Consider the following 19,565-nt stretch of genomic DNA (forward strand, 5'->3'; position numbering starts at 1 on the left):
GGGCGCCGCCCCGCCGCTCCCCTTGAGGATCGCTGGTGAGGCTGGAGGTGCCCGAGTTCGAGGCCGACGTCATGGAGCTGTTCGTGATGCGTCGCCGTGACCGCCCGCACGGCGTCGTCGCGCAGGCGCTCCGGGAAGCGCTGCGGAGCGGCGGCCGCGACGCCGGGGCGCCCGCGTCGGCGGGGAAGGCCCGGCGCCGACGGCAGAGGGGCTGAGGGCCCAGCCCGGATCGCCCGCTCCTCAGTCCCGCTGCCTGGCCTGTTTCAGGGCCTGATCGAGCTCTCCCAGGCGCTGCTCCGCGGTCCTCTTGACCGCCGCCAGGCTGATCCCCCTGGCGCGATCGATCTGGAGCAGGATCTCCTGGACTGCCGCCGATCGTCCCGTGAGATCTTCCACGAGCCTGTCCGCCTCGGCCTTCGGCAGCTTTTCCCGGGACTGGGCTGTCGGATCGCGGACGCCAGCGCGGCTCAGCCCGGGCCAGCAGGCGAGTCGCCCGCCTCCCACCCGAGCCGACGGAGCAGGCCGGTCACCTGCTCTCCGACGAGCGCCCGCTCGTGCGAGGAGGCGATGGTCCGCTGGGCGACCTCCGCGATCAGGGCCGCGTGGCGCGCGAGCGCTCGCCGGTCTCGCTCCCGCGAGGCGCAGCCGGCGACGGCCTCGACCGCGGAGAGCATCCGGGCGAGGACCGTCGTGTTCCCGGCGGCGTTCCGGCGGATCGCGCCGAACGCGACGTCGAGCAGCGCCTCGAACGTGACCCCTGCGCGATGACGCGCAGCTCGCCGCCGTCGAATCGATAAGGCGACACAGGCCGCCTGCCCGCGGCCCGCGCGAGGATCGCCGAGAGGTAGTCGACGCACGTCACGGCGGTCGTGGTGTCGTTGATGCCGGGCGAGAGCGCCTTGAGCGCCACGTCGACGATCTGCTGGACACCGAAGCTCGGGTCCTGGTCCGCGGTCCGGTGCCCGCCGATCATGTAGAGCTCATCCATCGCCCGCGCTGTGCCCTCGTCCGATCGCCCCCCTGCCCCCTCCCCTCCCGATCGCCGCGAGCACGATGAGCGACGGGACGAACCAGAGGCTCACGCGGAGCTCGCTCCAGAGCTGCCGCAGCCGGATCATCGCGCTGCCCCCCGCCCGCGCGCCGCGCCGCGGGGTCGCGAGGACGGCGCGCGGCCGCGAGCGCGGGGCGCCGGGCGCCGACCCCGGCGGGCGGTGACGATGCCCGCAGCGCTCACGGCGGGCCCTGCGCTCCGACAGCCGCGGGCGCCGCACCCGCGCGTCCACCGAGGATCGCGAGCTCGGTCTTGATCCACCGATCGAGCTCCCCTTGCAGGCTGAACAGCGCCAGATCGAACTCCCGCCCATTGACCACGATGAACGGCGTCCCCGAGAGCCCGGCGCGGTCGGCCTCGGCCCTGTCGCGCGCGATCACCTTCGCGGCGGCCTCGCCCGCCATGTCGGCGCGGAACCGGGCCATATCGAGGCCGATCCGCTGCGCGTAACCGAGCAGGTCCTTCTCCTCGAGGCGCTGCTGGTTCTCGAACAGGAGGCGCTCCATCTGCCAGTAACGGCCCTGGGCGTGCGCCGCGATGGCGGCCCGCGCCGCCGGCTCGGCGTGCGCGTGCGACCGCAGCGGATACACCTTGTGGACCAGCCGGACGTTCGGCGCGTGGCGCTCGACGATCTCGTCGAGGATCGGGACCGCGCGACCGCAGGAAGGACACTCGAAGTCCGACCACACGACGATCTGGACCGGCGCGCCCTCCGGCCCGCGAGAGGGCGAGTCGGCGAGGTCGATCTTCTTCACGTTCGGACCGAACCGTACACCGTACGCGGCCTGCGCCTCCGGGCCGCTCGCGCCGCCGCGGATCTTGTCGGCGAGGAGCTGCGCGGCGGGCACGCAGGCCGCGCAGGGGCGCGCCTCGCGGACGCACTGCGCGAGCGACACGGCGTGTTCGGCGCAGGGCGCGTAGAGCTGCGAGACGAGCTGCCACCAGGTATGGCGCTCGCGGCGAACGAGCTCGGCCGTGTTGACGCCGGGCAGCTCCTCCGGCTCGCCGCCGGGGGCGTCGAGCGGCGCGGCGCCAGGCGGGCCGGGCAGCGGGACAGCGGGGGAGTCCGCGAACCGAGGCTCCTGCCGGTCGGCGCCGCCGCACGCGGCGAGCGCGGCGAGCGCGGCGAGCGCGAGCCGTCGTGCACCTGATTTCGGAATGAACACGCGCGGATGCTACACCGTCGTCGCCGCGCGGCGAGGCGCGAAGCGCCGGCCCGGGCCGGCTGGCCGCCCCCCGGCTCCGGCGACGGATCGCGGGAGCGCGCTCCCGCCGTTCGACTCAGAAGGTGCCGCCGAATCCGAAGGTGGCGCCGCCGGGCGCGAGGCCGACCTGCGGCGCGAGCCGCAGGCGCGGCGAGCGGACACGGAGGTAATCGTAGCTCTCCACCGTCCCGCGCTCCTCGACCTCGAGGACGGCGATGTCGATGACGTTCGCCGTGAGCAGGCCAAGGCCGCCGCCGAGGACCAGACCGCCGAGCGCCGCGAACGGTTCGTCGGAGGCGCTGCCAAGGAGCATCCCGATCATGCCGCCGCCGAACGTGCAGCCGGCGTTGAGGCCGAGGCTGATGAAGCCCTTGCCGAGGTTGCCGTTGGCCCAGTGCGTGACCGGCCCGCCGAGCGCGGCGCCGCTGAAGCTCACCCAGGCGAGCCCCTCTGACTCGGTGGCGACGACGATGGGCACGAGGGCGGCGCTCCCGAGGAGCACGAAGAGGTGCTGCCAGCCGTACCAGACGGTCTTCCGAGCGGGCTGCTCGCCGCCGACGGCGCTCCCACGCTGCCCGGGGATGGGGCTCCACGTCCACCCGGGAGGCGGCGGAGGATAATACCCGGGCGGCGCGCCTGCCGGGCCGCCCGCCGGCGCAGGCGACGCCGGCGAGACCTCGTGCGCCTGTGCGGGCGGGGGCTGCATGGCGCTCGCCTGCACCGCCGTGAACGCCACGGCCGCTGCGCAGCACGTCCCCACCACCTCGCGAAGCATGTCTGTCACCCGGCGCTCCTCCGTTCCTCGCTTCTACTCCTTCCTGGCCGGTGCTGCTCTCTTCCTGCGCGCGATCCGGGGCCCGCGTCCACGCGCGCACGGTCGGGCCGTCCGGGCGACTCCGGCGGCGCGGGCCGTCAGATCCACCGCCGCGTCGACCGGGCATAGGTCTCGTAGGCAGCGCCGAACCGGGCGCGGAGCCGCCCCTCTTCGAAAGCGATGTACCACCGGTCGACGATCACGACGAAGACGGCCGCGAGCAGGAACGAGGCCGCGGAGCCGCTCAGCATCGCCATGCCCACGGCGGCGAGGCCCATGCCGAGGTACATCGGGTTCCTGGACAGCCGGAACAGGCCGCCTGTCACGAGCCGCGTGGGCTCGGCGAAGGTGTTGATCTCCGTCGCGGCCCGCGCGAACTGCAGGCGGGCCGCGATCGCCGCGGCGACCCCAATCGCGAGGAGCAGGAGGCCGATCGGGCGGTACGGCCCCGGGAGCACCGACGGGCGCGGCACGAGGGCGTGCGCGAGCCCCATGACGGCCGCCACGATCAGGAAAAGAACGGGCGGGAGCAGATTGCGCGGGGATGCGTTGGAGGTGATCATGAGCCGCCAGTCTGGTGCATCCGGCGGACCGCGGAGACTCGCGTTGGGAAGACACTCGATGAAGCGCCCACAGACGCCGCGCAAAGAGCCTCGCCAGGCGCGCTCGCGCTTCCTCGTCGAGACCATCGTCGAGGCCGCAGCTCGCGTTTTCGACGAGCATGGCTACGACGGGGCGAACACGAACCGCATCGCCAGGATCGCGGGCGTGAGCGTCGGCTCGGTGTACCAGTACTTCCCGAACAAGGACGCCCTCGTCACCGCGCTGCACGAGCGCCACGTGCGCCAGATGCTCGGGCTCCTCGAGCAGGTCGGCGCGGTGGACGGCGGCGCCTCGCTGAGGGAGGCGACGGAGAGGCTCGTCGCCAGGGGCCTCGCGGTCCACCGGACGGAGCCGCGGCTGCAGCGGCTCCTCCACGCCGATCTGCCGACGCTGGAGCAACGGCGCGCGCTGAGCGCCGCGAGCCAGGCGGTCTTCGACAGCACGCGGCAGCTCCTGTCGCGCCACAGCGCGGAGATCGCGCAGCCGGATCTCGATCTCGCCACCTACGTGGTGCTGCGCATGTTCGAGGAGCTCGTCCACGCAGCGGCCCTCGATCCGCCTCCGGGCGTCGAGGAGGGCGGCCTCCTGCGGGCGATCTCGGACGCGCTCATCGGCTACCTCACCGTCGCTTCGCCGCAAACGCCGGCGGCGAGTCCCCCGGATCCGCCGTAGGCGCAACGCAGGCTCCGCGCGCGCGGCCGCGGTGCGCGGCGCCTCGCGCGTCGGACACCAGGCGGCTGCGGAGCGTCCGCGCCATTGCACTTGCGCACTTGCAACGACGCGCCTGCGACAACTTGCCACATGTCGCGCGCGCGGCAGCCGTGCAACGAAGCCCCGCGCTGCAGCGGGCGGGCGCGCGCGGCGCGGCCCCTCGGGAGAGGACCCTTATCATGACGAGATCACCTGGACCGACCCTGTTGGCGATGGCGCTGGCCGGCTTCGCCGCATTCGCTGCGGCCTGCGGCGACGACAACGACGGCGCGCCCCCCTGCGCCGACCCGCCCGCCGGAGACGGCGGCTCCGGGGCCGAGCCGCCCGCGGGGGACGGCGGCTCCGGCGGCGCGGGCGGCCAGCCCGTGGACGACGAGGACAGCGACAACGACAGGGACGGCTTCACCTCGCGCGCGGGCGACTGCGACGATTTCAACAACACAATCCACCCCGGCGCCGAGGAGCGGAGCCTCGATACCATCGACTCCGATTGCGACGGGTCCGACGCGCCGGCCAAGAGGCTTGTGTGGGACGGCGGCGCGGATCCCGATCAGGCCGACGCGATCGCGCTCATGGACGCGGACGGCGACGGTCAGATCTCGCTCGACGAGTTCTCCGCGCAGTGCGCCGAGTCCGCCATGCTGATGGGCACCGCGCGCCCCGGAGTGGTCCAGGTCCACGCGGCCTGCGCCGGCACGAACAGCTGCCGCGGCATGGTCTATCAGGTCTGGAACGAGATCTACGAGCACGCCTGCCGCGCCGTGAACGACTGCGCGGGCTGGAGCTGCGTGGAGACCGCCGAGGACCACGATCGCGACGGGCTCGCCGCGTTCGAGGCGGGGACGTGCAACCACTGCCACGCCGTCTCGGAGGGCTCGTTCCTGGTGCAGGTGCCGCCCGGCGAGGACGTGAGCGCCTTCATCGCCGACTTCTGGGAACGTCGCCCGGATCCGTACCTGCAGGCGATCATCGCGTTCGGGCTCGACGGCGTCACCGCAGAGGGTCATGCCTACTCGAACATGCCCGGCTCCTACCACCTGCTCTCGCGCGCCGAGATCGACCGGCTGATCGCCTACCTGCGCACCCTGACGCCGGAGGGCGAGAGCTTCGAGCAGCTCCCGTCACCCGACCCGATCGACTAGCCCGCCGATGCGCGCGCAGGGCCCCACCGCCGGCGATCAGGCGCCCGTCGCGCGAGCGCCCTCGCGAGACGCGCTCGGCCTCGGCCTGCGTCCGCCGCACTACGAGGCGATCGAGCGGCTCCGGCCCGAGCTGGGCTTCTTCGAGATCATCGCGGAGAACTACCTCGGCGCCGCTCCCTTGCCCCGGGAGCGGCTCCGCCGCGTCGCCGAGCGCTATCCCATCGTCGCCCACGGCGTGTCGCTGAATCTGCTCGGCGAGGCCCCCCTCGACCGAGATCACCTGTCCCGGCTCAGGGACCTGATCCAGGAGCTCCATATCTCCTATTTCACGGATCACCTCTGCTGGACGGCGTTCGAGGGCGTGACGCACCACGATCTCCTGCCGGCGCCCTGCGATCCGGAGCTGATCCCCTACGCCGCCGGCCGGGCGTTCGAGGTCCAGGAGGCCCTCGGCGTCCCCTTCGGGATCGAGAACCTCTCCTCGTACGTCGCCTGGGAGCGCGACGCGATGCCGGAGTGGGAGTTCTACCGTCGCGTCGTGGAGGAGTCCGGGTGCTGGTATATGCTGGACCTCAACAACGTGTTCGTCTCCAGCGTGAATCACGGGTTCGATCCGCGCGAGTACCTCGACAGCGTGCCCTGGCGCCGGGTCTTGCAGGTCCACCTGGCCGGCCACCAGACGTTGCCCTCGGGCCTGCGGCACGACACGCACGATCGTCCTGTATGCGACGAGGTGTGGTCTCTCTACGAGGAGGCGTGGCGCCGGGGCGGCCCCTTCCCGACGCTCCTCGAGTGGGACGCGGAGATCCCGCCCTTGCCCGTGGCGCTCGCGGAGCTCGACAAGGCGCGGCGGGCGCGGTCGGCATGAGCCCGAGGGGCGGAGATCCTCCGGGCTGGCTGCGAGAGCTCCAGCGCGATTTCACCGCGGTCCTGCGCTCGCCGCTCGACCCGGATACAGGCGTCTTCCGGGAGCGGCAGGATCTGTATCCTGCGCGCCTCGTGGCGCAGCTGAAGGGCGGCCCCGGGAGCGCCGCTCCGTCGGAGCGGCTCGCGCTCTATCACCGCCAGTACTGGATGCGGCTGTTCACCGCCCTCCAGACGAGCTTCCCCCGCGTGTCGCGGGCGGTGAGCTACTGGCACTTCAACCACCTGGCCGCGCAGCACCTGGCCGAGCACCCGCCGCGGCACGTCGACCTCGACGAGGCGGCCCGCGGCTTCTCAGCGCGGCTCCGGGGCGCGCTGAGAAGCCTCGACGGCGCGCGCCGCGATCGCCGGCCGGGGCGCCCGGCGCGCGAGGACGCGTGGTGCCGGCGGATCGAGCTGTCGAGGGCGCCGGTCGCGATGGTCCGCCAGGCGCTGGAGATGGACGAGGCAGAGCGGCACGCCTACGAGTCGCCGTTCGAGGGGCTCTGGCGGCCGACGCCGGAGGAGCTCGCCAGGCTGGCGCTGTCGTCCGAAGCGCGGCTGCGCTTCGCTGTCTCCTGCACGCTGACCCGCGAGGACTGGGACCTCGCCCGCTTCTCGCGGCTCGCGGGGGTCGACCAGGACGAGGGCGCGCCGGGCCCCCTGCGCCGCCACCCATCGACGCGCTGCTGGGTCTTCGCCCGGAGCGCCGGCGGCACGACCACGACCGCCGTGGATCCGCTGTTCGCCCGGCTGCTCGAGCGCTGCAGGGAGCTGCCGTTCGGGCAGGCCCTCGCCGACGTCGAGCAGGCCTGCTCGGCCGCGGAGGCAGCGCAGCTGCGCGCCCACCTCCAGGGCTGGATCGCGCTCGCCCTCTCGAGCGGCTGGTGGACGGGGCTCGCCGAGGCCGAGCCGGGCGCGCAGCGGGCCGCGATCGACGACCCCGGCCGAGCGTGAGCCCCGCGCGCACAGCGCCTCCGCCGGCTCCCCTCGCCTACCCGAGCAGCGACGCCGCGACGCGCGGCGCCTCCCGCGCCGGGCAGCCCATCCAGCTCGAGAGCCGCGCCGCGGGCTCGCCGCTCACGAGCGCCCGGTGCACCCGCTCCGCCACGTCCGCGCGGATCGCCCGCGTCCCGAACACCGGGTAGCCGATCGCCGCGTACGCCCTCGGATCCACGCCCCGCGCGACAGCCACCGAGACGGCGCCCGGCGCGGGGCAGGCGGGCACGCGGCCCCGGTCGAACCACGCCGCGCACAGCGCGAGCCGGCGCTCCAGCGCGCCGCGGCGGAGGAGCTGCTGCGCGTAGATCACGCGCTCGCCCACCTCGATGCCGCGCGCCGCGAGGAGCGCGCGGTCCTCCGGCGCGAGCTCCGCGATCTGCTCGCCGGCGTCGCGCGCCGCCGCCGTCCCCAGGCCCTGCTCGAGCTGGTAGACGATCCCGCGCGCCGCCCCCTGGAGCCCGCGCACCTCGGGCGACCGCAGCGGCGCGAGGAGCTCCTCGACGAGGTCGCGCGCGAACGCCACGAGCCGCCGCAGGACGCGCGACCGCGCCCCCGGGCCGAGGTCGTCGAGCGCCGCGAGCCGCACGTCCGGCAGGAGCAGCGCCGGGCCGCGCGCGAGCTGCCCGAGGAGCTGCTCGCCGTCGAGGATCCTCCCGGCCACGTCGACGGAGAAGCGCTCGTGCGGCGCCCCCACGATCGACTCGACCCAGCGCGCCCTGTCGTCCTCGGGCGCGGGCGCCGCCGGCCCCGGCGCCAGCAGGGCGCGCATCGCCGCGATGCGCGCGAACGGGTGGTCGGGCGCGACCTTCACCGGCTCCTCGGCCTCCGGCCGGCGCTGCGCCGGGCGCGCTCCTGCCCGCGCGCCGCGCGCCGCCCCGCCGCCGCGCTCGACGAAGCGCTGCACCAGCCGCTCGTGGAGCGCGTCGCTCAGGCGATCCTCGATCGCGCGCGTGCGGTCCTGCCACGCCCCCGCGTCGCGCACCCAGCGCCCGTGGTTCGAGATGTAGGTCCACGTCCGGATCGACGCGATCCGCGTGATCAGCGTGTCGATGTCGCCGCCCACCTCGTCGATCTCGGCCACCCGCGCGGCCATCCAGCCGGGGTCGAGCGCCGCGCTCGGGCCCGAGAGCTGCGCGTAGATCTCGGCGAGGAGCGCGACGTGCGACTCGAACAGCAGCTTGCGGAAGTCGGGGATGCGGCAGACCTCCCAGAGCAGCCCCACGGCCTCGCTGCCGCGCGCGCGGGCGCGGATCTCGGGGTCCTCGGCGAGCCGCGACAGGGCGGCGGCGTCCTCGGCGTCGTGGACGAGCTTCAGGCTGCGGGCGGGCGGGGGCTCTCGGAGCGACGCGAGGAGCGCGTCGATCGAGCTGCGGTCGAGCTCGCTGTTGCGCCAGCGCAGCCGCCGCACGGCGGGGAAGCGGTGCGCCTCGATGGCGGCCGCGATGCCGTCGGGGAGCGACAGCGGCGCGACAGTGCCGAAGGTGCCGTCCGCGAGGTGCCTGCCCGCGCGACCGGCGATCTGCGCGAGCTCGGCGGGGTCGAGGTCGCGCACGTCGCGGCCGTCGAACTTGCGCAGGGCGGCGAACGCGACGTGGCGCACGTCGAGGTTGAGGCCCATGCCGATCGCGTCGGTGGCGACGAGGTAGTCGACCTCGCCCGACTGGAACATGGCGACCTGCGCGTTGCGCGTGCGCGGCGAGAGCGCGCCGAGCACGACCGCCGCGCCGCCCCGCTGCGCGCGCAGCCGCTCGGCGATCTCGTAGACCTGCGGGGTCGAGAACGCGACAACGGCGCTGCGCGGCGGCAGCCGCGAGAGCTTGCCGGCGCCGGCGCTCGTGAGGCGCGAGAGCCGCGGGTGCTGGACGAATTTCGCCGTGGGCACGAGGTCGGACACGAGGGGCCGCATCGTGTCGGCGCCGAGGAACCAGGTCTCGCGCCGCCCGCGCGCGAGGAGCAGCCGCTCGGTGAAGACGTGGCCGCGCTGGTCGTGGGCGGCGAGCTGGATCTCGTCGATGGCCAGGAAGTCGACCTCGAGGTCGATCGGCATCGCCTCGACGGTGCACACCCAGTAGTCCGGCCGCCTGGGGACGCGCTTCTCCTCGCCGGTGACGAGGGCGACGCGGGCCTCGCCGACCCGGGTTGTCACGCGGTCGTAGACCTCGCGCGCGAGGAGCCGCAGGGGAAGGCCGATCATGCCCGAGTCGTGCGCGAGCATGCGCTCGATGGCGCGGTGGGTCTTGCCGGTGTTGGTCGGACCCAGGACGGCGGTGATCGCGGAGGCGTCGGCCATGCCACGCGCAGCTTAGTACCGGACGCCGCAAAGACTCCCCGGCGCGGCGGGGAGAGCGCGAGCCCGGCGCGGCGCGGGTGGACGGGCTCGTCCGTGGGTCTGTGGATGCAGGGTGCGCGTGGCGGCGGGGGCCCCTCGCGGAGGGTGCGCCGTGAGGAGGAGCCATGCGACAGCGGACCGCGCGCGCTCGACCTTCGTCGCGCTGGCTCGGCCATGGCATGATGAGGCGAGATGCCAGCAGGTGTAAGAACGGCGACGCTGGGTCCCGCCTCTGCTAGACCCGGTGGGCCCGAACGCAAGGACACTGGGACGCGGAAGGCTCGAACGCATGCTGTCGCTTGAAGCGGGGAGCGTCGTCGGTGGGAAGTATCGCCTGGAGCGGCCGTTGGCGGGCGGCGCCATGGGCTTCCTCTGGGTGGCCCGGCACCTCCAGCTCGACGTCGAGGTCGCGCTCAAGTTCATGATGCCGCAGCACGCCGACTCCCCGGTCGCGCGCGCGCGGTTCGAGCGCGAGGCGAAGGCCTCGGCCCAGCTCCGGACGCCCCACGTCGTCCACGTCTACGACTACGGGCTCGAGGGCGACACGCCCTACCTCGCGATGGAGCTCCTCGAGGGCGAGGATCTCGCGGCGTACCTGGTGCGCCGGGGGCGCCTCGCGCCGGCCGAGACGCTGGGCATCATCGTCCAGGTGTGCAAGGCGCTCCGCCGCGCGCACGAGGTGGGGCTCATCCACCGCGACCTCAAGCCGGCGAACATCTTCCTCGCGCGCCAGGGCGACGAGGTCGTCAAGATCCTCGACTTCGGGGTCGCCAAGGCGACCGGCACCGGGCTGGCCGCCGACGCGACGAAGACGGGGACGCTCATCGGCTCGCCGCACTACATGAGCCCCGAGCAGGTGCGCCGGAGCAAGACGATGGACCACCGCAGCGATCTCTGGTCGCTCGGGGTGATCATCTTCCAGTCCCTCACCGGCCAGCTCCCCTTCCCCGGCGAGGAGCTCGGCGACGTGCTCGTGGAGATCTGCACGGGCGACATCCCCGTCCCCTCGCAGCTCGCGCCGGACCTCTGGCCCGAGCTGGACCAGTTCCTGGCGCGCGCGCTCAAGCGCGAGCCCGCGGAGCGCTTCCAGAGCGCGAGCGAGCTCGCCCACGCGTTCGCGGCGGCCGTGCACCGCACACCCCTCCCCGCGCCGCGCGACGCGATGGACTCGACCGGCGCGCTCGCGGCGCTGGGCGGCGCGCCGGCGCTGGGCAGGCCGGGGTCGGGCAGCGCGCCGGCGCTGGCCGTGCAGGGCTCGGGCAGCGTGCCGGCGCTGGGCAGCGCGCCGGCGCTGGGCAGCGCGCCGGCGCTGGGCAGCGCGCCGGCGCTGGGCAGCGCGCCGTCTCACGCCGCCCCGGGCTCCGGCAACACGCCGGCGCTGGGCGCGCCGGGCTCGGGCAGCGCGCCGGCCTTCCGGGGCGGCACGGTGGCCCTCGATGTCGGCGTCGGCGCCGGCGGCACGCTCGCCGCGGGCGAGACGGTCGTCGCGGGCCGCATGCAGGTACCTGGCGGGGTCCCCGGTCCGGGCGGCACGCTGGAGGCCGTGGGAGGCGCCCTCCCCGCGCCACCGGAGCGTCGCTCCTCGTCCAGGGCGCTGCCCGCCGTGATCGCCAGCGCGCTGACGGTCGCGGCGGGCATCGTCGCCGTCGTCGTGCTTCGATCGCCCGCTCCGGACGCGCCCGTCACACCGGCGGACATGCCTTCGCCCGTCGCGCAGGAGCCCGCGGCGCCGCCGCCCCCCGTCGCACAGGAGCCCGCCCCTCCGCCGGCGCCGGTCGAGCAGGAGTCCTCCCCGCCTCCGTCGAGCGCCCTCCCCGCTGCTTCCTCGTCAGCCTCGGCTGGGCCCGCCACGCCGCCGGCGGCGTCCCCACCGGGCACCGCGAGGGCCTCCAGGCCGGCGCGCCCGGCGTCGCCTTCCCCGCCCAGGCGATCTGCGCCGGCCGCGCCCACCAGCAAGGGAGCTTCCGAGAGGGATCCCACCTTCGGATTCTGAATCAGACAGGGGGGGTATCTCTCGAGCTGACGCTGGAACACCGCGAGAGTTGCCCGCGCAACCAAACCCTCTCGCCCCCGTCTCCCGTCTCCCGTCTCCCCTCTCCCGTCTTACGACCATCGTCCTCGTCTGGCGTGCTCGTGCGCGTGCGCGTTCCACGTCCTCCATCGTGCCGCTACACGTCTCACGGTGACGGGAGAAGGGATGGATCGGGCACGCGCACGCGCACGACAGACGCGCACGGAGACGATGGGTCGGGAGACGGAAGACGGGAGACGAAAGACGGAAGACGGGGGACTGAGGACCGGCGATGGATTGACGCCAACCAGCCCCGAAGACCGGCTCTCTCTCCGCTCATACCCTGGCCGTCGTCAACCAGTGCGGATTCTTCGTCGTCCCATCAAATCGCTCGGTCGTCTTGAACTGCTCGTGCTTCCCCGTGGCCCCGAGCGCGGCGGTGCGCGCCAGGATCGCCGAGACGCGCTCGCTGCCGAGCGGCTGAAACGTGTAAGCCGCCCTGAGCGCCTGCTTGAGAACCCCCATCGTATCGCAACCGGTGATGACCACCGACGTCGGCAAGCTCATCGGGTAATGCAGGCACTCGGTCGCCGAGACCGCCCCGGTCATCATGATATCCCCGCTGGCGAACGGCTTCATCCCGAGCACCCCGATGCCACGCTCGGTCAGCACGGGGAGCACCTTCTTCTCGAAGCTGCGGTAATGGGGATCCATCACGTTGAGCGGCATCTGCACGGCGTCGAGCGGCACACCCTGGCGCTCCGCCATCTGCAGCATGGCCAGGTGGATGTCCGGATCCTTGTGGCCGGTGAAGCCGATGAACCGGATCTTGCCGGCCTTCTTCGCGGCCACGAGCGCCTCCATCGCGCCGCCAGGCCCGTAGATCTGCTCGGGATCGCTCATCCGGATGATCTCGTGCATCTGCACGAGATCGATGACGTCGGTCCGCAGCCGACGGAGCGACTGCTCGAGCTGCGCCTCGGCGACAGCGCGCGTGCGGCCGTCGAGCTTCGTCATCAAAAAGGCCTTCTGGCGATAGCCGTCCTGGAGCGCCTTGCCCATCAGCTCCTCGCTCCTGCCCTCGTTGTAATCCCAGCAGTTGTCGAGGAAGTTGATCCCGTGATCGAGCGCGAAGCGGACGAGCCGGATGCTCTCCTGCTCGTCCTTCGGCTTCGCGATGTGGTACCCGCCGAGCCCCACGAGGCTGACGTTCACGCCGGTCCGCCCGAGAGGCCTCATCGGCATCACGCCCCCGGCAGGCAGCTCGACGTCCTTCGCCCCGGGCGCGCCGGGCGCAGGGCCCTTGGGAGGATCCTGAGAACCCCCGCTCGCAGATGTGGCATTTTGCCCCACCTGCGCGCTTCCTGCACACGCGCTGAGCGCGACGCCGGCACCCACTGCATGAAGGAATGTCCGTCGGGAAGGTCGCTTCGTCATGAAAGGCAGCGCTCCTTTCGAGGACGAAGCTGGATTGCAGGGGATGTGCCAGGCGGCCCGGCACGACGGCGCGCAGGCCGCGCCGCCAGCCCAGGAGATGGGCCGGTCAGGCCTTGAGCACGTCGAGCTCGCCTTCCTCGCCGAAGGAGCCGAAGTTCTTTATCGGACCCCCGCCCTCCTCGGTGCAGCCGACCGCGTTCGCGAGCGTCGTGAGCAGCTTGTTGTGGGGAGCATCCTTGTCCTGCACCGTGTCTTGCTGCCGCGTCACCTTGATGTACTGACCCGTCTTCAAGTAGCCGCCGCAGCTCCCCGCGATGATGTACGGAAGGTCGCGAAAGTCGTGCCACTTCCCGTTGGAGAGCTCGTTCATGAACACGACAGCGCTGTTGTCGAGCACGGACGTCCCGCCCTCGTCATAGCCCGCGAGACGGTCGAGCAGATAGACATACTCGCCCATGAACCAGCGATCGATGTTGAAGAGCATCTCCTCGTAGCCGTCCACGACGCTCCCTGTGTCGTCGTCCTTCGTGTTCCCGTGAGAGAGCTTGTGGTGGTTGTACTCGTGGTTCATCCCGTCCCACCTGAAGATGGGCCCGTGCGCGCCCGAGCCCCACTGCAGCGTCGCCGAGCGCGTCGCGCCTGTCGCGATCGCCAGCGCGAGGATGTCCATCTGCATGCGGCCGATCGTCCGGAACTCGGCGTCGAACGCCACGGTCTGCGGGTCGATCCCCTCGATCTCCGCCGCCCTCTCCGGCGGGAGCTCGCGCGGGATGACCCCCGCGTTGCCCATGCCCACCTCCAGGTCGCGCACCGTCTGGAAGTGCATGTCGAGCTTGTCGCGATCGGCCTTGCTGAGCTTCTTCTTGAGCAGGCCTTCGTACTCGGCCCCGACCAGGTCGAGCACGCTCTGGCGGCGCTTCGTGAGCCGCACGATCGCCTCGTCCTCGAGGTTCGTCACGCCGATCAGGTCCTGGTACGCGAGCCACGGGTTGTTCTCACCCGTCACGGGCTGCTCGGGGCCGCTGTACGAGATGTGCCCGCGCACGTTCGGGGTCTTCGCCCCGACCATCAGCGTCAGCGCGGGCGTGCCCGGCGGGTTGATCTTGTTCGCGATGAACTGATCGAGCGAGATCCCCGCGGGGTACTGGCTGCCCTGGACGAGCGGCTGCGCCGTGAGCTTGCAGCCGATCCCCTTCGCGTGATCGTCGCCCGCGCTCATGTCCCGCCCGAAGCCGCGCGGCACCATGTGAATGCCCCGCGGGATCAGGAGCCTGTCCCTGTACGCGGCGAGCGGCGCGATCGCCCGATCTGCGCCGAACGAGGCGGCCGTCAGCGCGCCGTACGCCGTGCCCGGGAAGAACCGGTCCATGTTCACGCCGTTGCACATGAAGAAGGCGATGAACCGGCGCGGCGCGGTCGGCGCGTCGGCCTTGGCGTCGCGCGCCCGCAGCGACTCGAGGAACGGGAGGCCGAGCATCACCCCGCACGCGCCCCGCAAGAACGTTCTGCGATTCATTGCTCCACCTCTTCCGCCGCGTCTTCCACCGCACGGTTCCTGAACGTCTTCGTCTGCGTGAGCGCGACGAGCAGCTCCTTGATGTTGTACCCGGTCTCGACGAGCTTCGCGTCGAGCTCCTCGATCGTGCACGCGTCCTCGGGCGAGAGCTGGCGGGCATTGCCGTATCGATACCAGTTCGTCAGATAGCACCGCTCCGCGACGGGGCTCTGCGCGAGCTGCTTCACGAGGTCGATCGCGCCGTCGAAGCGCATCTCCGTCGCGCCGACAGTGAGCGTGCCGGACGCGTCGATGGGCGCGCCGCCCTCGTCGGCGCGGTATCGCCCGACCGCGTCGAAGTGCTCGAACGCGAAGCCGGGCGGGTTGATCATGCCGTGGCACGTGCTGCACGCCTTCGGGGACGTGTGCGCCTCCACCTGATCCCGCGTCGTCCTGATCTCACCCTGGATGGGCGGCAGCTCCGTGTCGACGTTCGCCGGCGGATCCGGCAGATCCGCGCAGAGGATCTGGCGCTGGATGAACACGCCGCGGTGGATCGGGGACGTCTTGTTGAAGAACGCGTGCGAGCTCAGGAAGCCGGCCTGCGTGAGCAGCCCTGCGCGCGCGCCCGGGTCGAGCGGCGTCTCCACGAGCTCGCTCGTGAACGAGCCCTCGACGCCGTAGATCGGGGCGAGCTTGTCGTTCACGAAGCCGACGGACGAGGTCATCAGCGCCTCGTAGTCGCCCTCCATCTCGAGGACGACGTGCCGGATGAACCGCCGTGTCTCGGCCTTCATGGCCGAGGACACGCTCGCGTCGAAGTCCGGATAGAGCGCCGGATCCTTCGTGAGATCGTCGTAGCGGCTCACCTGCAGCCACTGGTCGTGGAAGTCGTCCAGGGCGCTCACCGCCCTGGGATCGGCCAGCATGCGCCGCGCCTCGGCCTCGACGCCCTCGGGCGTGCCCAGCGCCCCGCCCTCGGCGGCCGCGAGGAGCGCGTCGTCGGGCAGGCTGTTCCAGAGCAGGTAGGAGAGCCGGGTAGCGACCTCGTGGCCGTCGAGCGGGATGATGTCCTCGCCGTCGAGCGCCTCGCTGAGCTCGACGCGGTAGAGGAAGTGCGGCGACTGGAGCATCACCTCGATCACGTGCCGGACGCCCTGCTCGAACGGCGTGCCCGCCTCGAAGAGGCCATTGCCGCGCGCAAACGCGGCGACGTACGCCTCCTCCTGCTCCGCCGAGAGCGGCCGCCGGTAGACGCGCTTGCCGAGCTCCTGGATGAACCGCCGGGCGCACGCGGCGCCGTCTCCCTCGGGCGCGCAGGGCAGGATCTTGCCGAGCACGGCCTCGTCGGCGACGGCGCTCTCCGCGATGGTCTCGGCGGCGCGGCGGTAATCGCGGGCGAGGCGGTCGGAGACGGTGAGCGCCCTGGCGTTGTTGGTGAACCCCTCGAACGCCGGGTCCGCCAGGAACGACGCCGCGGCCTTCATGTCCTTGCCGAAGAGGTCCCGGATCGTGTTGTCGTACTGCGCGTGCGTGAGCCGCGTCAGCCGCGGCGTCGGGCCGGGCGCGGTGACGCCGGGTGCGCACTGGACGCCTGTGTCAGGGCCGGTGTCAGGGCCGGTGCCAGGGCCGGTGTCAGGGCCGTCGCCAGAGCTGGAGGATCCGTCCGGGCCTCGGTCGGCTCCCGAGCACGCGGCCGCGCTCGAGAGCGCGAGGACCGCGAGCAGCATCCTCGGGGTGCTTCGTTTCAAGGGCAGCTCCCTTCGTGAAGAGGTCGAAAAGCAAGAATGTACAAGCGGGGCCCGAGACAGGCTATCGGCGACGAGCGCCGACCGTCAACGCGGCGGGCGCGCCGCGGGTGCTTTTCGTCCATGCGCTGGATCCGTTCAGGGGCGATGGCGCAGCGCGGTGGTGACGCGCTGCGGCCGGGGAGGCGCCGCCTGTGGGTGGCCGGGAGAGCCTTATCTACGGCGCGGGTGACGGCGCCTGATGGCGCACACAGGGAACGCTCTCCTTCACGGCATCGAGGGCTGACACCTGCCCTCCGAGCATTTCGCCGTCATCCCTGCCGGATACACGGGCGCGCACGGAGGGCACGCGCCGAAGCCCTCGGGGCAGACGATGCTGGCGAGATCCGCGCTCTGGTTGAGGGCGACGATGCCTGTCCCGTCGCACCCCTCGCAGCACCCGACGCCGTCGCGCAGGGCGCAGTCCGCGTCTTGCGTGCATTCCGTCAGCGGGGACTCGCGCACGTCGAGGACGACGCAGCGCCCGCTCTCGCACGCGGCGGTGAAGTACTGGGAGGTGCGCTCGGCCTCGGTGGCCGGCGGGCACGGCGCGCACGCCACGTCCCCGCACCCGGTGGCGACCGAATAATCCGCCGACGCCTCGCGGTGGATGGCGACGAAAGCGCTGGCGTCGACAGGGTCGCAGGAGGCGCAGCAGCGCGGCGAGGCGAGGACGCAATCGCCCGCCGACGCGCAGGTATCCATGTCCGGGGCGCCGCCCTGACAGGCCTCCTGACAGGCAGCGAGCGACTCGAAGCGGTTCTCGTTGCCGTCGCAGCCGCCCCACGTGAACGGAACGCAGACGCCGGTGCTGGGGTCGTGCCAGTAGCGCGGGATCGCCGCGTCGCAGGGGCCGACGTCCTGCGGCAGCGCGCACCGCGCCGGCAATTCTCCGCCAGCGCCGCTGCTCGCGACCGAGCCGCCGCCGCTGCCCGTGACCGCGCCGCCGCCGCTGCCCGTGACCGCGCCGCCGCCGCTGCCCGTGACCGAGCCGCCGCCGCCCGGACCCCCGCCGCCCGGTCCGCCGTTGTTCTCCACCTCGCCGCAGCCCACGGCGAGCAGGAGAGAGGTAAGCAAGCCAAGACCGAGGGATAAGCGGCGATGCATGCCAGATGCATTGCAACCAGCGTGCCCCCGGTCGCCGGAGGATAAGCCCGTCGATTGAAGGATATTCATGCGTGTCCGATGGCATGCCAGGCGGCGGTGTGCCAGGCGGAGCGGCACACCGTGACGACGTCGTCCAGGTGCGGCGCGGCCTCGACGGCGCGCGGCGCGCGGAGCCGACGTTATCCCACCCATCGGCCGATCAGCGCCTGTGTGCGTCAGCGCGCGCGCCCGTCACGCGGCGCGCGCGCCCGTCTCACGCGGAGATCTCGAGCGACGGGAGCTGCTCGCGGAAGAACGCGTTGTACTTGGGGTCGTTGTACCGCTCGTACTCGAGCACGAAGGGCGTGAGCTGACTGACTCCGCCCTTGTACCGGATGGTGAGCGCCATCGGCGTGACCTCGCGGTAATTGCTGGTCGGCGGCAGGTCGTCGTTCGTCTTCCCGCCGGCGGAGAACAGGGTGAGCAGCACGCCGTCGGGGTCGTCGTAGACGACGCGGAACCCCTCCGGGATGCGCTCGTGGCCGCGGATCAGGGTGGTACAGCCGATCTTCTGCATGAAGCTCTTGAACTGCCGCTTGCCGAACGGGAATCGGGCGGTGGCCCGCTGGAGCTCGGCGGGGATCGCGTCGGCCTCGCTCGGGTCGCTCCACAGCATCTGGAAGCGGATCTCGGGGTCGTTGAGCGAGGACAGCGACCGCCACTTGGCCGCGAGGGTGTCGTCGCGCGCGACGCCCGCGTGAACGAAGAGGATGCGGTCGAAGATCAGCATGTTCGGGAGCGCCTCGAAGAGGCGCATGTACGCGGCGAACACCTCGTTCGGCGCGATCGCCGCGAGCGAGCTCATCGCCTCGGAGGGCCGCACCGGCGCGAGCACGCGGCCGTTCAGCTCGACGTAGTACTCGTGGTTGCCGCGCAGCACGAAGACGTTGTCGGGCGCGGCGAGGAAGAGCTGCATCACCGTGCGCAGGATGCCGTTGTAGCTGAACCTGCCGCGGTCGATGTAGTCGCCCAGGAACACGAGCATCATCCGGGGGTTGTGCGCAGGGTCCTCGCGGTGCGCCTGCACCTTGGCGAAGAAGTCGGCCTGCATCAGCGCCGCCTTGAGGCACGAGTAGCACCCGTGCAGGTCGCCGACGACGAGGAGCTCGACCTCCTCGGCGGGGTCGGGCGAGGCGACGTAGATGTGGCCGTCGAGGAACGGCGGCTGCCCGGCGAAGCCCGAGAAATCCGTCGCGCCGTCGAGCCGGCCCGCGCCGCGCGCGCGCTGCTCCTCGAGCTTCTCCTCGAACCGGCGCATCAGGTCGAGGTCGACCTTGGCCTGCTCGGCGAACGTGGCCGGGTCGCTCGCGTAGTCCCACTCGAACGCCTTGAAGAACGGGTGATCGATCTCGCGCGCCTTCTTGCGCGTGGCCGGGTCGATCACGATCGCGCCCTGCTCGACCGGCTCGATGTCCACGTCGTCGATCTCGGTCGGGGTCGCGAGGAGGGCGAAGAGCTCGTCGCGGAACCGCTGCTCGTTCGGGTGGACGACGCCGTCGGCGAGCATGAGCCCGTCGACGATCGCGAGCAGCGCCTCGCGGCTGTCCTCGTCGAAGCTGTCGAGGAGCTCGAAGCAGCGGAGCTTGATCTTCGCGAGGACGAAGTCCCTCGGGTCCTCTCCGTCGGCGACGCTCTCGGTGAAGAGGGTCTGGATCTGGTGGTCGACCTCGGCGAACACCTCGTGGAAGTGAGCGGTCCACCGCGCGATGACGTCCTGGTTCGCGGGAGCCTCGGCGCCGAGGGCGTCGAGCGCGCGCTGCGACACGAGCTCCTGGATGTAGCCGCGGATGAAGGACTTCTCCGTCGCGTCGAGCTCGCCGTCGATGTAACCGAACCCCGTGAGATAGTAGATGATGGCTTGCATCTGCTGCTCAGCGACGCGTGGATCAGGGCTGAACGACATCATCAGGCAGCTCTCCTCTCGCGGTG

At 72.2% G+C, this 19,565-nt stretch carries 18 protein-coding genes; 7 read left to right on the plus strand and 11 right to left on the minus strand.

Annotated features, from left to right (window positions below; translation table 11 throughout):
* Positions 1 to 35: 35 nt before the first annotated feature.
* A complete protein-coding gene (locus tag WMF42_RS38280) occupies positions 36 to 215 on the plus strand; it encodes a hypothetical protein (protein ID WP_437688141.1) in 180 nt (59 codons plus the stop codon).
* A 25-nt stretch (positions 216 to 240) separates the two neighbouring features.
* On the opposite strand, the gene WMF42_RS38285 is transcribed toward WMF42_RS38280, so the two are convergent.
* Positions 241 to 504, minus strand: coding sequence for a hypothetical protein (locus tag WMF42_RS38285; protein WP_437688143.1), 264 nt, complete (start codon positions 502 to 504; stop codon positions 241 to 243).
* An 88-nt stretch (positions 505 to 592) separates the two neighbouring features.
* The gene (locus WMF42_RS38290; protein WP_437688145.1) at positions 593 to 988 is read right to left on the minus strand and encodes a DUF2254 family protein; all 396 of its coding nucleotides are present in this window, start codon (positions 986 to 988) and stop codon (positions 593 to 595) included.
* 65 nt (positions 989 to 1,053) lie between these two features.
* On the opposite strand from WMF42_RS38290, the gene WMF42_RS38295 reads away from it, so the two are divergent.
* Entirely contained in the window at positions 1,054 to 1,215 is a 162-nt protein-coding gene (locus tag WMF42_RS38295; RefSeq protein WP_437688147.1) for a hypothetical protein, read from the plus strand.
* Positions 1,216 to 1,230: 15 nt separating this feature from the next.
* On the opposite strand, the gene WMF42_RS38300 is transcribed toward WMF42_RS38295, so the two are convergent.
* From WMF42_RS38300 to WMF42_RS38310, 3 genes are all read right to left on the minus strand, one after another.
* Positions 1,231 to 2,217: a DsbA family protein gene (locus WMF42_RS38300; RefSeq protein WP_437688149.1), complete on the minus strand. Its 987-nt coding sequence runs from the start codon at positions 2,215 to 2,217 to the stop codon at positions 1,231 to 1,233.
* Between the two features lie 115 nt (positions 2,218 to 2,332).
* Positions 2,333 to 3,040, minus strand: coding sequence for a hypothetical protein (locus WMF42_RS38305; protein ID WP_437688151.1), 708 nt, complete (start codon positions 3,038 to 3,040; stop codon positions 2,333 to 2,335).
* A gap of 128 nt (positions 3,041 to 3,168) precedes the next feature.
* Positions 3,169 to 3,633 (minus strand): methyltransferase family protein, encoded by a 465-nt coding sequence (locus WMF42_RS38310; RefSeq protein WP_061610470.1) that lies wholly within the window; start codon positions 3,631 to 3,633, stop codon positions 3,169 to 3,171.
* Positions 3,634 to 3,691: 58 nt separating this feature from the next.
* Between WMF42_RS38310 and WMF42_RS38315 the strand changes: the two genes are divergently transcribed.
* From WMF42_RS38315 to WMF42_RS38330, 4 genes are all read left to right on the plus strand, one after another.
* Positions 3,692 to 4,345, plus strand: a complete 654-nt coding sequence (locus tag WMF42_RS38315; protein WP_437688152.1) for a TetR/AcrR family transcriptional regulator — start codon at positions 3,692 to 3,694, stop codon at positions 4,343 to 4,345.
* Positions 4,346 to 4,563: 218 nt separating this feature from the next.
* On the plus strand, positions 4,564 to 5,526 hold the full coding sequence (locus WMF42_RS38320) for a MopE-related protein (protein WP_437688153.1): 963 nt from the start codon (positions 4,564 to 4,566) through the stop codon (positions 5,524 to 5,526).
* Between the two features lie 7 nt (positions 5,527 to 5,533).
* Positions 5,534 to 6,394 carry a DUF692 domain-containing protein gene (locus tag WMF42_RS38325; RefSeq protein WP_061610473.1) on the plus strand — a complete coding sequence of 287 codons (861 nt, stop codon included), beginning with the start codon at positions 5,534 to 5,536 and terminating at the stop codon, positions 6,392 to 6,394.
* Positions 6,391 to 7,386 (plus strand): HvfC/BufC N-terminal domain-containing protein, encoded by a 996-nt coding sequence (locus WMF42_RS38330; RefSeq protein WP_437688154.1) that lies wholly within the window; start codon positions 6,391 to 6,393, stop codon positions 7,384 to 7,386. Before WMF42_RS38325 ends, WMF42_RS38330 begins: the two co-directional genes overlap by 4 nt.
* A gap of 37 nt (positions 7,387 to 7,423) precedes the next feature.
* Here the strand turns inward: WMF42_RS38330 and WMF42_RS38335 are convergent, their stop codons facing one another.
* On the minus strand, positions 7,424 to 9,721 hold the full coding sequence (locus WMF42_RS38335) for a helicase-related protein (RefSeq protein WP_437688155.1): 2,298 nt from the start codon (positions 9,719 to 9,721) through the stop codon (positions 7,424 to 7,426).
* A gap of 328 nt (positions 9,722 to 10,049) precedes the next feature.
* On the opposite strand from WMF42_RS38335, the gene WMF42_RS38340 reads away from it, so the two are divergent.
* On the plus strand, positions 10,050 to 11,753 hold the full coding sequence (locus tag WMF42_RS38340) for a protein kinase domain-containing protein (protein ID WP_437688156.1): 1,704 nt from the start codon (positions 10,050 to 10,052) through the stop codon (positions 11,751 to 11,753).
* A 354-nt stretch (positions 11,754 to 12,107) separates the two neighbouring features.
* Here the strand turns inward: WMF42_RS38340 and WMF42_RS38345 are convergent, their stop codons facing one another.
* From WMF42_RS38345 to WMF42_RS38365, 5 genes are all read right to left on the minus strand, one after another.
* Positions 12,108 to 13,016, minus strand: a complete 909-nt coding sequence (locus WMF42_RS38345) for an aldo/keto reductase (protein WP_061610213.1) — start codon at positions 13,014 to 13,016, stop codon at positions 12,108 to 12,110.
* A 298-nt stretch (positions 13,017 to 13,314) separates the two neighbouring features.
* Complete coding sequence (locus WMF42_RS38350; RefSeq protein ID WP_437688157.1) at positions 13,315 to 14,724, minus strand: DUF1552 domain-containing protein; 1,410 nt, start codon at positions 14,722 to 14,724, stop codon at positions 13,315 to 13,317.
* Positions 14,721 to 16,454: a DUF1592 domain-containing protein gene (locus WMF42_RS38355; RefSeq protein WP_233561996.1), complete on the minus strand. Its 1,734-nt coding sequence runs from the start codon at positions 16,452 to 16,454 to the stop codon at positions 14,721 to 14,723. Before WMF42_RS38355 ends, WMF42_RS38350 begins: the two co-directional genes overlap by 4 nt.
* Before the next feature lie 264 nt (positions 16,455 to 16,718).
* Entirely contained in the window at positions 16,719 to 17,567 is an 849-nt protein-coding gene (locus WMF42_RS38360; RefSeq protein WP_233561997.1) for a BPTI/Kunitz domain-containing protein, read from the minus strand.
* A gap of 283 nt (positions 17,568 to 17,850) precedes the next feature.
* Entirely contained in the window at positions 17,851 to 19,500 is a 1,650-nt protein-coding gene (locus WMF42_RS38365; RefSeq protein WP_437688158.1) for a metallophosphoesterase family protein, read from the minus strand.
* Positions 19,501 to 19,565: the final 65 nt, after the last annotated feature.

This window comes from Sorangium sp. So ce176 (assembly GCF_051519835.1).
GTDB classification, from domain to species: Bacteria; Myxococcota_A; Polyangia; order Polyangiales; family Polyangiaceae; genus Sorangium; species Sorangium cellulosum_G.

Bases quoted from the DNA above. Each gene is read 5' to 3' on its own strand.
- WMF42_RS38295 (WP_437688147.1), top strand. From the start codon at position 1,054: ATGAGCGACGGGACGAACCAGAGGCTCACGCGGAGCTCGCTCCAGAGC.
- WMF42_RS38365 (WP_437688158.1), bottom strand. From the start codon at position 19,500: ATGCAAGCCATCATCTACTATCTCACGGGGTTCGGTTACATCGACGGC.
- WMF42_RS38345 (WP_061610213.1), bottom strand. From the start codon at position 13,016: ATGCCGATGAGGCCTCTCGGGCGGACCGGCGTGAACGTCAGCCTCGTG.
- WMF42_RS38330 (WP_437688154.1), top strand. From the start codon at position 6,391: ATGAGCCCGAGGGGCGGAGATCCTCCGGGCTGGCTGCGAGAGCTCCAG.
- WMF42_RS38310 (WP_061610470.1), bottom strand. From the start codon at position 3,633: ATGATCACCTCCAACGCATCCCCGCGCAATCTGCTCCCGCCCGTTCTT.
- WMF42_RS38350 (WP_437688157.1), bottom strand. From the start codon at position 14,724: ATGAATCGCAGAACGTTCTTGCGGGGCGCGTGCGGGGTGATGCTCGGC.
- WMF42_RS38320 (WP_437688153.1), top strand. From the start codon at position 4,564: ATGACGAGATCACCTGGACCGACCCTGTTGGCGATGGCGCTGGCCGGC.
- WMF42_RS38340 (WP_437688156.1), top strand. From the start codon at position 10,050: ATGCTGTCGCTTGAAGCGGGGAGCGTCGTCGGTGGGAAGTATCGCCTG.
- WMF42_RS38315 (WP_437688152.1), top strand. From the start codon at position 3,692: ATGAAGCGCCCACAGACGCCGCGCAAAGAGCCTCGCCAGGCGCGCTCG.
- WMF42_RS38325 (WP_061610473.1), top strand. From the start codon at position 5,534: ATGCGCGCGCAGGGCCCCACCGCCGGCGATCAGGCGCCCGTCGCGCGA.
- WMF42_RS38335 (WP_437688155.1), bottom strand. From the start codon at position 9,721: ATGGCCGACGCCTCCGCGATCACCGCCGTCCTGGGTCCGACCAACACC.
- WMF42_RS38290 (WP_437688145.1), bottom strand. From the start codon at position 988: ATGGATGAGCTCTACATGATCGGCGGGCACCGGACCGCGGACCAGGAC.